Source organism: Sphingopyxis sp. (assembly GCF_035998905.1).
Lineage (GTDB): Bacteria > Pseudomonadota > Alphaproteobacteria > Sphingomonadales > Sphingomonadaceae > Sphingopyxis.
The window spans coordinates 1-14,042 of the sequence record NZ_DASYHG010000005.1; the positions used below are offsets into that span (position 1 = coordinate 1).

Below are 14,042 nucleotides of genomic sequence, written 5' to 3' on the forward strand. Positions count from 1 at the left end.
GCTGCGCGCGCCTCCGGTCGGGCTACGCCCGCCCTCCGCCGCACGCAGCGCAAGGCCATCTTCAACAAACCAACATCATATCCGAAAAGGGGTCCCTCTTCGACGCCGATCGGGGGTCCCTTTTGAACGCCGTTTGACAGGCTCAGCTGAGATTCTTAGCGCGACCCCAAGGGAACCGATTCTAGCGGCGGGAGTAGGTTAGTTGGGGCGATCTAGAGCGGCTAGGAGACTCCCGATCGAGACCAGAACAATGATCGCTTACGCCCTAATCGTGAGCATTGTATGCGCCGCAATATACCTGATTGCCCGTTTTCGGCGCCATCGCGCGCAGCGACGGGACCAGATGCGCGGAAGGTATCGCAAGCGTTCGTAAATCAGCGCAACGCACTCTATTTAACGGTGTACTAATCTCGGGTCCTATAGTCTTGGATTCTTTACGGTTTCCGCGAGTTTCCGCTTCGTCCGAACGAGACGGAAGCGGGAGCCGCGGAAGGATAAATTTAACAGACCTAAACGGTCCGCGCCCCGCCAAGATCGCAACTAGGTGAAATGTAGTACTGGCGCAGATTGCCGCCCCACCACGCCGGGGCTAAAGGCAATTGAACGCTCGGCCTGCCGCGCCGGGTTGGCGGTGTCGATCAAATCCATCGCCGCATTTCGAAGCTCTAGGGAGCTGGTTCATTTCTCTTACCGAGACGTTTACCATTGCGATGCTAGTGGAACCAAGAGGCCAATTTCGGCCCAATCGTGGATCGAGTGGCATGGGTTGCGACCACGGCGGCAAAATATTCGGAGACGAAGATTGACGACGCTCATCACAGGTGCGGCCGGCTTTATCGGAATGCACGTCGCGCAGGCCTTGCTGAATCGCGGCGAACAGGTCGTCGGGATCGATAATTTCACGCCCTATTATTCGCTCGACCTCAAACGCGCACGCGTCGCGCGCCTCGAGGCTCAGCATGGGACAGCCTACAGCTTCCTGAACGTCGACTTCGGCGACGCAAAAGCGCTGTCGGCCAGCCTGTTCGGCAAGAACGTCGATCGGATTGTTCATCTCGGCGCCCAACCCGGCGTACGCTATTCGCTCGAGAATCCGTCAGCCTACGTCCATTCGAACATTTCAGGCCATCTCAACATTCTCGAACTGGCGCGCCATAGCGCCATTTCGCATCTGGTATATGCCTCGTCGTCGTCGGTGTACGGGATGCGTTCCGATACGCCATTTCGCGTAGCCGACCGCGCCGATTCGCCAATCTCACTTTATGCGGCAACCAAGCGGGCCGACGAGTTGATGAGCGAAACCTATGCGCATCTTTTCCGCATTCCCCAAACGGGCCTGCGCTTCTTCACCGTATATGGGCCGTGGGGACGGCCGGACATGGCGGTGTGGAAGTTCACCGAAGCGGTTCTGCAAGGAAAGCCGATCGACGTTTACAACCACGGCGACATGCTGCGCGATTTCACCTTCATCGACGATATCGTGAACGGCATCATCCTCGCGCTCGATCGTCCGCCCGCCGACGATGGCCAACAAAAGCCGGGAGGTTTCACAACCCCGCACCGGCTTTACAACATTGGCAACAACCGCCCCGAGCAGCTCACTGACCTGATCCGCGCGATCGAGGAAGCATGCGATTGCAAGGCAGAGCTCAACCTGATGCCCATGCAGGACGGCGATGTTTACCAGACTTTTGCCGACATCGACGACATCAACCGCGACCTCGGCTTCGCGCCAACGACGCCAATGCCTGTCGGCGTTTTGGCGTTCGTGAACTGGTATATCGAGGAATGGTCGAAGCGTCCCCACTATCCGGGACCCACGTCCTGATCGGCGGAATCCGCGATTGATTTGGCGGAAAAAGTCGGCGATTCTAACCGAAACTCGCGTAATGGCGACCAGAGGGACCCTCATGCTGCCGAAGCTGCTTCACATACCCAGGTTCGGCGATGAACGCGGCTGGTTCAGTGAAACATATAATGCCCGCCGCTTGGCGGATGCCGGCATTTCGGACCGCTTCGTTCAAGATAATCATAGCCATTCGGTTCGCGCCGGCACGATCCGCGGATTGCATTTTCAGGCCCCTCCCCATGCTCAAGCCAAGCTGGTCCGTTGCGCCTCGGGCGCGATATGGGACGTCGCAGTCGATATCCGCTCGTCCTCGCCCACCTATGGCCGCTGGGTCGGCGCCGCACTGACGGCGGCCGGGGGCGAGCAACTCTATGTCCCTGTCGGCTTTGCCCATGGTTTCATTACATTGACCGACGATGTCCATGTACTTTACAAGGCCAGCGAGACTTACGCGCCCGCCGCCGAGGGCGCGATCGCCTGGAATGACCCGGAGCTGGCGATCGACTGGCCGCTGGGAACCAACGATCCTTTGCTATCACCCAAGGATGTCGTAGCGCCGGGCCTGTCGCATTGCGACGTGGCATTCACCTATACCGGCGACCCGCTGGCCGAACTGGAAGAAATCCGCCTATGACCCGCGTCATCGTCACCGGCGGAGCCGGCTTCATCGGCTCTGCGCTTGTGCGTCATCTTGTCGGCGATCTCGGCTTCGAAACGCTCGTGATAGACAAGCTCACCTATGCCGGCGATCTCGCGGCGCTGGCCCCCGTGTCCTCGTCACCGCTCTATCGCTTTGTTCAGGCCGATATCTGCGACAGTGCCGCCGTCCGGGCGACCATTGCGGATTTTCAGCCGGATGCGATCATGCACCTAGCGGCCGAGACACATGTCGATCGCTCGATCGACGGCCCGGCCGATTTCATCCGGACTAATATCCTCGGCAGCTTTTGCCTTCTCGAAGCCGCCGAGGCCTATTGGCGGGGCCTCTCCGAACCCGCCAGGTCGCGTTTCCGTTTTCATCACGTTTCGACGGACGAGGTGTTCGGCGCGCTTGGCGACACGGGGACGTTTCACGACCACAGCCCCTATGACCCACGCTCGCCCTATTCGGCCAGCAAGGCCGCGTCCGACCATCTGGTCCGCGCCTGGTATCACAGCTTCAATCTACCGGTCCTGATCACCAACTGCTCGAACAATTACGGCCCGTACCACTTCCCGGAGAAGCTCATCCCGTTGATGATCCTGCGCGGCCTCGCTGGAGATGATCTTCCGGTCTATGGCGACGGATCGAACGTCCGGGACTGGCTGCACGTCGAAGATCATGCACGCGCCCTGGCGCAGGTCATGCTGCGCGGGGTACCCGGCGAATCCTACCTGATCGGCGGCAATGCCGAAAAAACCAATCTCGCGGTGGTCGAGACGCTATGCGACTTGCTCGACCGTGATGTTCCGCGCAAGGATGGACGCAGCCATAAGGAGCAAATTTGCTTCGTTGCCGATCGGCCCGGGCATGATTATCGTTATGCGGTAGATGCATCGAAAATCCGGCGCGAACTCGGTTGGGAACCGCGTCACGATTTCGCCAGCGGCATGGAGGCAACCGTTCGCTGGTATCTGGAGAATGGCGACTGGCTCGAGGCCCGAAAGGCTTCGGGCTATCGTGGCGAGCGACTGGGGCTGTCCGTTGGCTGAACCGGCGGAGGCAGTCTGGCTGGTAACGGGGGGAAGCGGTCAGGTCGGCGGGGCATTGGCAGCCGGCGCGCCTTCGCATGTCCGGATCGTCTGTCCGCCGCGCGATCAGCTCGATCTTTCGGCCGAGCATCTCGACGCAGGCCCCCTCATCGCGGCGACCGGCGCGTGCGCAATCGTGAATTGCGCCGCCTATACCGCGGTCGATCGCGCCGAGGATGAACCCGAAATCGCCCATCGCATCAATGCCGCCGCGCCGGCTGCATTGGCCGCAGCGGCGGCCGCTGCCGATATTCCGATCGTCCAGATTTCTACCGAATATGTGTTCTCGGGCGACAAATCCTCCCCCTATGTCGAGGAGGATCCGACCAACCCACAGAATGTGTATGGCCGGACAAAAAACGATGGAGAGCGAGCGGTAGTCTCATCAGGCGCGCGGCACGCTATATTGCGCACGTCATGGGTCTTCAGCGCGAGCGGCGACAATTTCGTCCGCACCATGCTCCGGCTGGGTAAGGAGCGCGACCTGCTTCGCATCGTCGCCGATCAGCACGGATGCCCTACCCATGCTGCGGATCTTGCCAACGCCATCGTCACCGTCACCGAAGCAATTGTCGGCGGCTGCCAAGGCAATGGCATCTGGCATGTGGCCAACCGCAACGAAACGTCCTGGCACGGCATGGCCGAACGGATCTTCAACCGCGCGGCTGAGTTCGGCTGGCCAGCGCCGCGGGTCGAAGCAATCGTCAGCGCGGAATATCCCACGCGCGCCGTACGCCCGGCCAATTCACGGCTGTCGACTGCGCGCTTGCAACGCGATTTCGGCTTGGAATTGCGATCGTGGGAACTTGCGGTCGACGAAGCGGTTGGCGAGATCATCGCGAAAGAGGGGCGAAACGAACCATGAAGGGTATAATATTGGCCGGTGGGTCGGGGACCCGGCTGCATCCTGCGACGCTCGCGATCAACAAGCAGCTGCTCCCCATCTATGACAAGCCGATGATCTATTATCCGCTGTCGGTTCTGATGCTGGCCGAATTGCGGGACATCCTGATCATTTCGAGCCCGGAATATATCGACAACTACCGCCGCCTGTTCGGCGACGGCGGTGCAATCGGCGTCAGGCTGGAATATGCTATCCAGCCCAAATCGGAAGGGCTCGCACAAGCCTTTCTGATCGGCGAGCAATTTCTGGACGGCGACCCGGCAGCGCTCGTTCTGGGCGACAATATCTTTTATGGCGCCAACCTGAAACAGATGCTGATCACCGCGCGGCAACGCGCGGAAAATGAAAACGTCGCGACGATCTTCGGCTATCAGGTCGAAAATCCGGGCGCTTATGGCGTGCTCGAATTCGACGGCGAAAACCGCGTCGTCGGCATCGAAGAGAAGCCGCTTCAGCCTCGATCCAACTGGGCGGCTACGGGCCTTTACTTCTACGATCAGCGCGTGTGCGATCTGGCGCGGACGGTGGAGCGCTCGCATCGAGGAGAGTATGAAATCACCGACCTCAACTCCCGCTATCTCGACGCTCGCGCATTATATGGCGAACGACTGGGCCGCGGCTATGCCTGGCTCGACACCGGAACGTACGACACGCTGCTGGAAGCTGGTGAATTCGTCCGGACCGTCCAGAAACGCCAGGGAATGCAGATCGCCTGCCTGGAGGAAATCGCGTGGTCGCAGGGCTGGATCGACGAAGCATCGCTCCGCGACAGCGCAGGTCGGCACGGGAAAACCGGCTACGGAAAATATCTGGCCGCGCTACTAGACTGATTGCGAGCGCTGCTTCCGCAGCGCCTGCGACGTTGCTGAACAAGAGTAGGGACAGGTCGAGACATGAAGATTCTACTGACGGGCGGCGCGGGATATATCGGCAGCCACGTCGCGGCTGCGCTGGTCGCCGAGAAACATGAGGTCGTTTGTTTCGACAATCTGTCGAACAGCGACGCGTCGGTGATGGACCGCCTCGAAGCGATCACCGGGACCGCGGTGCCGCTGGTCGAGGGCGATATCCGCGACGGAGACGCGCTGCGCCGCGTGATGCGCGAACACGGAATCAAGGCGGTCATTCATTTCGCGGGACTGAAGGCTGTCGGCGAATCGGTCGCCGAGCCGATCAAATATTATGACAACAACGTCCGCGGGACGCTGTCGCTGCTCGAAGCGATGCGCGATTGCGGCGTGAAGACGCTGGTCTTTTCGTCAAGCGCGACGGTCTATGGCCAACCGCAATATCTGCCGCTCGACGAGAATCATCCAACCTCGGCGACCAACCCCTATGGTCGCACCAAGCTGATGATCGAAGAAATGCTCGCCGACGTCGCCGCCGCCGATCCCGAATGGCGCATCGCAATCCTGCGTTACTTCAACCCGGTCGGCGCGCACGACAGCGGGCTGATCGGCGAGAATCCGAACGGCATCCCGAACAATCTGATGCCCTTCGTCAGCCGCGTCGCAGCGGGACGGCTCGCCGAATTGTCGGTGTTTGGCAACGACTATGACACCCCCGACGGCACCGGTGTGCGCGACTATATCCATGTCGTCGACCTCGCGGGCGGCCATGTCGCCGCGCTCGATGCGATCGCCAAGGCCGGCCAGCCGCTATCGACCTGGAACCTCGGCACGGGAACGGGCTATTCGGTGCTCGACATGGTCGAGGCGTTCGAACGCGTGAACGGCGTGCCGATCCCCTATCGCATCGCGCCGCGCCGTGACGGCGATGTCGCGAGCTGCTTCGCCAGCCCCGAACGCGCCGCGCGCGAGCTGGGCTGGACGGCGGCGCGCGACCTCGACGCGATGTGCTCATCGAGCTGGAATTTCGAACGAACCCTCGCCGGACGCAACGCCGACTAGCCGAACCAGCCCGCGGTCTGCGCCAGCACCCACAAGCCGATCACGAGGAACAGACCCGCAGCAACCATGCGAACCTTGGCGAGGTCGACGCGCTTCAACAGTTCGTGACCGAGGAAGATCGCGGGCACGTTGGCGATCATCATGCCGAGCGTGGTCCCCGCGGTTACGGTCACGACATTGTGATATTGCGCCCCGAGCGCGATCGTCGCGACCTGCGTCTTGTCGCCCATCTCGACAAGGAAGAAGGCGACGAGCGTCGTCAGGAAAGCGCCGAAACGCGGCCGCGGCGCCTCGTCATCGTCGAACTTGTCGGGGATCAGCGTCCACGCCGCCATCGCGACGAATGACACGCCAATGGCATAGCGGAAGACCGGGCTGTCGAGGAAAGCCGCCGCCGACGCGCCGAGCAGCGCGGCGAGCGCATGGTTGGCGAGCGTCGCGACCAAAATGCCGAGGATGATCGGCACGGGGCGGTTGAAGCGCGTCGCAAGCAGGATCGCGAGTAACTGCGTCTTGTCGCCGATTTCGGCGAGCGCGACGACGGCTGTCGAGGTAAACAGGGCTTCCATGGGGTACTCCGGGGCCGAGCGGCTTCGCGATTCCAATAGACATCAAACCCGCCGCCCGGCCCGGACGAAGGTCGATGCCATTGGTCTCGCCCAAGCGGTTCCCCGCTTCCGCCGCGCCACGACCTCTCGGCCGAGTATGTTGACACGGTGGCCCGCCCCGAAGGACGGCTGGCTACTCCCCAGATGACTTTGGCGCGTTAGACGGCGCAGCCGGTTCTGGCAAGTCCGGCGTGGCGGCGTCCGCCTTTTCGGATTCGGCGATGTCAGCGTCCATCGCCTTGGCGCGTGCCTCGATCTCCTTCGCCGCCTTGTCGTAGCGCTCCTCGAAGCGCGGCTCGTCCTTACACGCGGCGAGCAGCAGCAGCGGCGGGACAAGCAAGACGGCCGCGCGCATCAATAATCCTTGCGATAGCGGACGCTGAGGTTCGTTTGCCCCGAACCGCCCGCCTGGCTGAGCAACGACAGCGCGGGGGTCAGGCTGATCTCGAGCTGCGTCGCGGTATAGCCGCGCGCGTCGGTGATCACCTCGATATAGATATCCTTGGTGATATATTGCCCGGCGGCGAGCGCGGCGCCCCGTCCGATCGTGTCGTCGGGACCCAGGACACGCAGCCGGTCGATCCCCGTCGCCGACTGGAGCGCGCCGAGCGGACTCAATCCCCCGCCGCTGCCGCTGAGCGTGTTGAGCGACGCAGCGAGCTGGACCGCCTGCAACGGCGACAGGGTCGTGATCGAATCGCCGAACAGGATGCGCGAGACGATTTCGTCCTGCGGCAGGCCGGGGACGCTCGAGAAGGCGATCTGCGGATTGCTCGCGCGGCCGGTGACGCTGACGCTCACCGTCACCGTCTCGATCGTATCGCTTGCGAGCAGGCGGATCGCCGGATCGAAGGCATCGCCCGTCGGGGAGGTCACCCGGCCTTCCTGAAGCTCGAACGAACGGCCCGCGAACCCAAGCGTCCCGCGCACCAGTTCGATCTCGCCGGTCACGCGCGGTGCCTCGGTGGTGCCACGCAGCACGATATCGGCCTTCCATTCGGATTCGAGCCCCATGCCGGAGACATAGATTTCGTCGGGCGCCTTCAGGGCGATATCGAGGCGGATGAGGTCGAACAGGCTGCCTCCGACGGCGGCGAGCCCGTCGCCGCTGACCCGTGGACGCCCCGCGGGCGGCTTGCGCCGCACGCCGGTCAGCACCGGCACCTGCGCCGCGCCCTCGCGCACGATCTTGTAACGCGTCTCGGGAAGGCGAAGGCTGCCCGAAAGCAACGCTGTCTGCCCCGCGACCTTTTCCAGCGTCAGATTGCCCGTCGCGCGCGCCGCGATATTCTCGCTCTTGGCGAGGCGTGCATTGTCGAGCGTCGCGGAGATGTTCATCGGGTAGCCGTCGGCGGATGCGAGGCTGATAAAGCCCTTCGCCTGGACGGTACCGTCGCCGGCTTTCGCGGTGAGTTGCTCGATCTCGAGCCGGTTGCCGGTAAAGCGGCCGGCGACCACCATATTGGTCAGCCGCGTGCCATAGGTCTGGTTTTCGTAGACCATGTCCTTGCCGCGCACGACGCCCTGCAGACAAGGGTCGGAAACCGAACAGCTGAAATCGGCCGCAACCGCAACCGGCCCCGACACATGCTGGTTGGCGGGGCCGAAGAAGGAATAAAGTGTGTCGGCGGGACCGTTATAGCGGATACCGCCGCCGAGCGGCGCGGCCATCAGCCGTTCGGTCCAGCCGCCCGCGCCGGGACCCAGCGGGCGCAGCGAGGCCTGCATCCGCCCGATCACGCTGCCGCGCTTGCGCATCACTGCGCGCGCCTCGCCGCCGTCGGCGAGCAGCTTGCCGGCAAAATTGACATCGACCGGCTGGCTGATCGACACGGCGGTCGTGCGCGTGAAGTCCTCGATCGTCAGCCGCGCATCGGCGCGCGGGAAGCTGTCCGAATTGGCCTGTTCGAAATCGAGGCTCCCCGATGCCCGGCCGCCCAGCCCCATGTCGGGATAGACGGCGTTGAGGATCGCCATGTTCACGCGGTCGAGCCGGCTCTGGAGCATGATGCCGTCGCCGAAGCGCCCGGCGATCCGCGCGCTACTGCCGCGGCCGAGGCTGACCGTCGTCGGCAGCAGCTCATAACCGTCGGCGCCCGGGATGATCCGCGCGGGCGAGGTCGTGCGGAAATTGATGCCCGTCGCGCGGCCCTGCACCGATGCGCGCCAAAGTTCGGGCTTGAGATCGGCATTGGCGGCGATCCGGAACGGCACGCCGCTGGTCCCCTCGACCAGCGCCTGCGCCTTGCCGCTGCCATCGCGATAATCGATCTTCACCCGCGCGACCGCGATATCATATTCGCGAATCTGCGTTTCGGCGACCTGGATGTCGGCGACGATGTGCGGCTGGTCATACAGGGTAACGTCGGCATCGACGATCGCCGACCCCACCGCGAGCTGCGCCGGTCCGGGGAGAACAACGTCGTTGGCGCGGACGTTGATCGCCGCGGCCTGATATTTCCCTGCAGCGCTTAGCCGGACGAGACCACCGAGCCCCTGCCCCGATGCGTTGAGCTGGCCCTCGAACGGTCCGGCCTTGCTTTGCACCAGCCGCCCGTTGAAACCGATGCCCGACAGGTCGCCGCGCTCGACATCGATGGTGAGCGGCCCCTTTGCCATCAGCAGCACGACGTCCGCCGACAGCGGCCCATAGTCGGTGTCGCTGGTCGCCGCGAGACGATAGCCGTTCGGGGCGCCGTTGATCCGCGCGACGAGATTGGCGAGTCCGATCCCCAGCCCCGGCCGCGCGGCGGTCACCACCGCGCGCGGGTCGCTGATCGTCCCGGCAAGCTCGACCCCGACGGGCCCGTAATCGGTCGAATTCGCCCGCGCATTCAGACGGATCTGGCCGTTCGGGGCATAGCTCCCCTGCCCACCCGTCACACGCAGGCGCGGCGCCGAAAGCCGGAGGTTCGCAAAGCGGACGATGCCGTCGGTGCCGTAGCGCACGTCGCTGGACGCGGTCGCATTGCCGCCGAGAAAATCGCGCACCCCCGAATTGAACAGCTTCGTCGATCGCGCGCGAACGCGGCCGACGATTTCAAACCCGCCGCGCGGCGCGGTCTTCAGATCGGCATCGGTCTCGATGTCGAAGATGCCGACGCTTTCGATCCGGTAGTCGTTGATCCGCCCGTCGATCGCCCCGGTGTAGAAGCCCTTGTTGAGGTCGGCGATGACGATCGCCTTGGCATCGATGCGCGGCGAGCGCAGGCGCAGATTGTCGCTGAGGATACGCCCGTTGCTGTACGCGAGGTCACCGTCGAGCCGCACCTGCACCAACGTCCCGCCCGCGACGGTGTCGAGGCCGCGGATGCGCGATGCGCGGCCCGCAACCGGAATGACGATCTGGTCGGCGTCGACGCGCGCCTTGCCCGCAAGGCTGAGCCCCTCGACGACGATGTCATTGACCGCGAGGCTGTTGGCGTTCGCCTGATATTCGACCGTCGGCAAATCGAATGCGCCGTCGAGCGTCGCGGTTGCGCGCAGGCCATTGGCGCGCAACGCGGGGGCAATCGCCCCGGGGCGCAGGATGTTAGCCGCTAGCTGCAACCCGTCGTAGCGGCTGGCGCCCAAATCGACCCCGCCACTGATCCCGAGCCGCGCGGCATCGGACGACAGGCGCCCATCGATATCGGCCTTGCGTTCGTTGAGCCGCGCGGTGAGGTCGATCGCGGTCTCGGTGCCCAGCATCTCGGCCATCGGCCCGGTCAGCAGTCGCGACGGCTGCGCGCTCCCCTTCGCGGTGAAGGTGCCGTCGCGACCCGTCAGCGCGACGCGCGCGAGCGGCGCGGCGCCGAGGTTTGCGGTCAGATTTCCGTTCCACGCCTTCCAGTCGCCGCGCCCGTCGAGCTTCGCGGTCAGCGGTTCCTTGAACCCGCCCATCGCGGCGAGAACGCCGCCTTGCGGTGCATTGACGTCGAGCGTCACCGCCAGCCGGTTTTCCTCGGGCACGGCGTCGAGCAACAATTTCAGCGTGTCGCCCTTCGCCTTCGCCCCGATCGTTTCGGCGTTGGCGGTCACCTGCGCACGGCGGTCGGCAATCGCGATCTTGCCGGCGATCTTCGCTTCCTGCCGCTCGCCCGCAACCGGCGCCTCGAAGATAAAGCGATCGACGCGAAGCGTGCCGACGTCGATGTCGAGATCGGGCAGCAACGGCTCGCCCGTATCGGGGACGACCTTGAACTCGGGCAATTTCCGCATCGTCATCGTCGCGGCGGTGGCCGAGCGGACGTCGACATGGTTCGCGAGATAGCGGATCGGTCGCCAGTCGACCCGCACCTCGGGCGACGCGAGGAAAACGCCCTTGGGATCCGACAGGGTGAAATCGCGGATGACCATCCGGCCGTACAGCGACCCGTCGAGCCGGCCGATGCCGATCTTCATCCCGTTTTCGAATTCATATTTCTCGATCTGGGTCACGACGAAACGCCGCCCGGCATCGCTGTTCAACCCGACGAGGAACAGCGCGAAGAGCAGGACGAGCCCGAGCAAGGTCAGCCCGATCCAGCGCAGGATGGTGAGCGGCCACGAACGCGCCTTGTCCGGCGCGGCGACTTCGGTGGCCAGGGGTTCGTCGGCGGCCATCAGAAGGCCTGCCCGATCGAGACATAGACGCTCACGCGCGATTCGCCCGGCTTGCGCCCAATCGGGGTCGCGATATCGAAGCGCATCGGGCCGAAATTGGTGTAATAGCGCGCGCCGATGCCCGCCCCGAAGCGCAAGTTCTGGAAGGTCGGCGCCGACGACCGATAGACCTGCCCCGCATCGACGAAGCCGACGACACCGAAATTGCCGAAGCGATAGCGCGCCTCGACGGCCATCTCGTTGACGCTGCGGCCGCCGATCGGGTCGTCGTTCGGGTCCTTCGGCCCGAGTTCCTGATAACCGAAACCGCGTACCGAGCCGCCGCCGCCGGCGTAGAAGCGGCGCGACGGCGCAAGGCGTTCGCGCGCCGCACCAAGGATGGACCCGACGCGAACGCGCCCCGCGAGCACGATGCTGTCGGTCACCGGATAATAGCCGCTGATGTCGGTACGGAGGCGCGCATAGGGCGAGAAACGCCCCGCGAGCGAACCTTCGGGCTGGATCAGCGAGGTGATGCGGAACCCCTTGGTCGGATCGAGAAGGCTGTCGGTGCGGTCCATCCCGACCTGTCCGGTCAGGCCGAGGATCGTATAGAAATCATATTTGCGCTCGCCCGCCGCGAAATCATAATCGTCTTCACGCGACGCGAGCAGTTCGACGCCATAGGCATAGGTGAATTTCTTCTGCCAGATCGGCGTCGAATCATAACTGACCCGCGCGGCAACGCGGCCGGTGATCGCCTCGAACGCATTATAGTCGTTGCGCGTCACCTCGGTGACGAGCTCGAGGGTGCGATCGCGTCGCCCCGCGTTCGACCGGCGGAGCGTCGCGCCGATGCCCTGTTCCTTCGTCCCGATCACGCCGCGGAAGGTCAACGCACCTTCGGGCGGCAGGAAATTGCGGTGCGTCCAGCTCCCTTCGAGCCGGATTCCCTCGCCCGTACCATAACCCGCACTGGCCGCGATCGTCCGCGGCGGCCCCTTCTGCTGGGTTACGAGCATCGTCACATATTCGGTGTCGTCGCCCGCGCTCTCGCCGGTCGGCTGGGGTTCGGCCGCGACCGTCGAGAAAAGCCCCGTCGCGACGAGCGCCTGCCGCAGGTCGTCGACCTTGCGGCTGTCATACAGGTCGCCGCGTTTGAACCGCGCGAGGACCTCGACATGCTTGGCATCGAACGCGAGGTCGCCCGTCGTTTCGATCCCCCCGAAGCGCGACCGTTTGCCGATATCGACCGGCAGCGTGTAGACGCCGTCGCCCGTCGCGCCGTCAAGCAATATGTCGCGCTGCCCGACCTTGGCGAACGGATAGCCTTCCTGCGGCAGCTTCAGCGCGATCGCCGCCTCGGCGCCCTGGATGCGCTGCGCGACGATCGGCTCGCCCACGCTCAGCGGAAAATTGTCGGCGATGAGCGTCGGCGGGATCGTCGGCGCCGCGTCGACGATGATGTCGGCGAGCGTGTAGCGCTTGCCGGGCTTTACATCGATGACTGCTGTCAGCGGCTGTCCGGGCTGGCGCGCCTGCCCTTCCGCGCGCGCGCCGCGGTCAATGCGCGTGTCGACCACCGCGTCATAATAGCCTTCGGATGCGAGGATGCGCTGCATCAGTTCGCCATCCGCGGTGAGGCGCGCACGGACCATCGCCGTATTGTCGGCCTTGCCGTCGCCGTCGTAGAGCGCCGAGAGATCGCCGAACAGGTCGGCGAGGTCGGCATCGGTGCTCTCGTCGGCGGGATCGAGACCGTTGACCTTCACCAGATAGGCGACGCTGACATTGTCCTTCTCGTCCTCGGCCTCGGCAAACTGGACCGGTTCGACGTCGAAGTTCTCGAGCGGTGGCAACGGCGCCGCCAGTTCGCTGTCGCTGATCGGCGCGTCGCCGATCGCTTCGACCGCATCGCCATCGGCCAGCGCCGGAACCGGCACGCCATCGACCTGCGGGGGCAGCGTTTCCACCGTTCCGTCGGCGGTCGCCTGCGCGCGCTTCGCCGCTTCGGCGGCCTCGCGCTTTTCGAAATCGGCGATGGATTCGAGCGGCCGGTCGAGTTCGGGATCGTCCTCGACGCCGATCGAGGGGATCGCCTTCTCGAATTCCTCGTCGCTGATGATCGGCGCGACTTCGGGCAGCACGACGTCGGGAGGTGGCGGCGAAGGCGCCGCGATCGGCTCGTTCACCGGGGTTTCCAGTGTCGGCACGACCTTGGGCGGCTCGACCTGCTGGGCGTGTGCCGCACCTGCCCATGCGAGACACAGGAAGGAGGTTGCACCGATCAGCAGCGGGCGCATGCGCGCGGACGGGCGCCATGACGATACACAGGAATTTTCAGATTTTTGCATCTGCTGGCCACCGATGCACGCTTGTGGCTTGCGAGATATGGCTGTGCAACCCGTTTCTCCCCGTTTGATAGGCTAACTCTCCGACAATGGGACAGTTCCCGGCAATGCGCCGAACTGCGTCGG

10 protein-coding genes and 1 riboswitch are annotated in these 14,042 nt (G+C 64.2%); of the genes, 6 read left to right on the forward strand and 4 right to left on the reverse strand.

The window, feature by feature from the left end; all coding sequences use genetic code 11:
* Window positions 1–802 precede the first annotated feature (802 nt).
* The 6 genes from VGN62_RS00540 to galE all read left to right on the forward strand — a co-directional run bounded on the left by VGN62_RS00540 (window position 803) and on the right by galE (window position 6,394).
* Window positions 803–1,828: an NAD-dependent epimerase/dehydratase family protein gene (locus VGN62_RS00540; RefSeq protein WP_327450164.1), complete on the forward strand. Its 1,026-nt coding sequence runs from the start codon at window positions 803–805 to the stop codon at window positions 1,826–1,828.
* Window positions 1,829–1,910: 82 nt separating this feature from the next.
* Window positions 1,911–2,483: a dTDP-4-dehydrorhamnose 3,5-epimerase gene (gene rfbC / locus VGN62_RS00545; protein ID WP_327450102.1), complete on the forward strand. Its 573-nt coding sequence runs from the start codon at window positions 1,911–1,913 to the stop codon at window positions 2,481–2,483.
* A complete protein-coding gene (gene rfbB / locus VGN62_RS00550) occupies window positions 2,480–3,541 on the forward strand; it encodes a dTDP-glucose 4,6-dehydratase (protein ID WP_327450104.1) in 1,062 nt (353 codons plus the stop codon). Before rfbC ends, rfbB begins: the two co-directional genes overlap by 4 nt.
* Entirely contained in the window at window positions 3,534–4,445 is a 912-nt protein-coding gene (gene rfbD / locus VGN62_RS00555; RefSeq protein ID WP_327450106.1) for a dTDP-4-dehydrorhamnose reductase, read from the forward strand. The genes rfbB and rfbD overlap by 8 nt, the downstream gene beginning before the upstream one ends.
* Window positions 4,442–5,314, forward strand: coding sequence for a glucose-1-phosphate thymidylyltransferase RfbA (gene rfbA / locus VGN62_RS00560; RefSeq protein ID WP_414713235.1), 873 nt, complete (start codon window positions 4,442–4,444; stop codon window positions 5,312–5,314). Before rfbD ends, rfbA begins: the two co-directional genes overlap by 4 nt.
* A 63-nt stretch (window positions 5,315–5,377) precedes the next feature.
* Window positions 5,378–6,394, forward strand: coding sequence for a UDP-glucose 4-epimerase GalE (gene galE / locus VGN62_RS00565; protein WP_327450110.1), 1,017 nt, complete (start codon window positions 5,378–5,380; stop codon window positions 6,392–6,394).
* On the opposite strand, the gene VGN62_RS00570 is transcribed toward galE, so the two are convergent.
* The 4 genes from VGN62_RS00570 to VGN62_RS00585 form a co-directional block, all read right to left on the reverse strand.
* Entirely contained in the window at window positions 6,391–6,963 is a 573-nt protein-coding gene (locus VGN62_RS00570; protein ID WP_327450112.1) for a TMEM165/GDT1 family protein, read from the reverse strand. The genes galE and VGN62_RS00570 overlap by 4 nt on opposite strands.
* A gap of 16 nt (window positions 6,964–6,979) precedes the next feature.
* Window positions 6,980–7,157, reverse strand: a riboswitch (yybP-ykoY riboswitch).
* Complete coding sequence (locus VGN62_RS00575) at window positions 7,136–7,357, reverse strand: hypothetical protein (RefSeq protein ID WP_327450113.1); 222 nt, start codon at window positions 7,355–7,357, stop codon at window positions 7,136–7,138. Its footprint overlaps the riboswitch before it by 22 nt.
* Window positions 7,357–11,586: a translocation/assembly module TamB domain-containing protein gene (locus VGN62_RS00580; RefSeq protein ID WP_327450115.1), complete on the reverse strand. Its 4,230-nt coding sequence runs from the start codon at window positions 11,584–11,586 to the stop codon at window positions 7,357–7,359. Before VGN62_RS00580 ends, VGN62_RS00575 begins: the two co-directional genes overlap by 1 nt.
* On the reverse strand, window positions 11,586–13,868 hold the full coding sequence (locus VGN62_RS00585; RefSeq protein WP_327450117.1) for an autotransporter assembly complex protein TamA: 2,283 nt from the start codon (window positions 13,866–13,868) through the stop codon (window positions 11,586–11,588). The genes VGN62_RS00580 and VGN62_RS00585 overlap by 1 nt, the downstream gene beginning before the upstream one ends.
* Window positions 13,869–14,042: the final 174 nt, after the last annotated feature.

What these genes read in the sequence shown, in the direction of transcription:
- rfbB (WP_327450104.1), top strand. Translation starts at nt 2,480, where the DNA reads ATGACCCGCGTCATCGTCACCGGCGGAGCCGGCTTCATCGGCTCTGCG.
- VGN62_RS00570 (WP_327450112.1), bottom strand. Translation starts at nt 6,963, where the DNA reads ATGGAAGCCCTGTTTACCTCGACAGCCGTCGTCGCGCTCGCCGAAATC.
- VGN62_RS00585 (WP_327450117.1), bottom strand. Translation starts at nt 13,868, where the DNA reads ATGCGCCCGCTGCTGATCGGTGCAACCTCCTTCCTGTGTCTCGCATGG.
- rfbC (WP_327450102.1), top strand. Translation starts at nt 1,911, where the DNA reads ATGCTGCCGAAGCTGCTTCACATACCCAGGTTCGGCGATGAACGCGGC.
- VGN62_RS00575 (WP_327450113.1), bottom strand. Translation starts at nt 7,357, where the DNA reads ATGCGCGCGGCCGTCTTGCTTGTCCCGCCGCTGCTGCTGCTCGCCGCG.
- rfbA (WP_414713235.1), top strand. Translation starts at nt 4,442, where the DNA reads ATGAAGGGTATAATATTGGCCGGTGGGTCGGGGACCCGGCTGCATCCT.
- galE (WP_327450110.1), top strand. Translation starts at nt 5,378, where the DNA reads ATGAAGATTCTACTGACGGGCGGCGCGGGATATATCGGCAGCCACGTC.
- VGN62_RS00580 (WP_327450115.1), bottom strand. Translation starts at nt 11,586, where the DNA reads ATGGCCGCCGACGAACCCCTGGCCACCGAAGTCGCCGCGCCGGACAAG.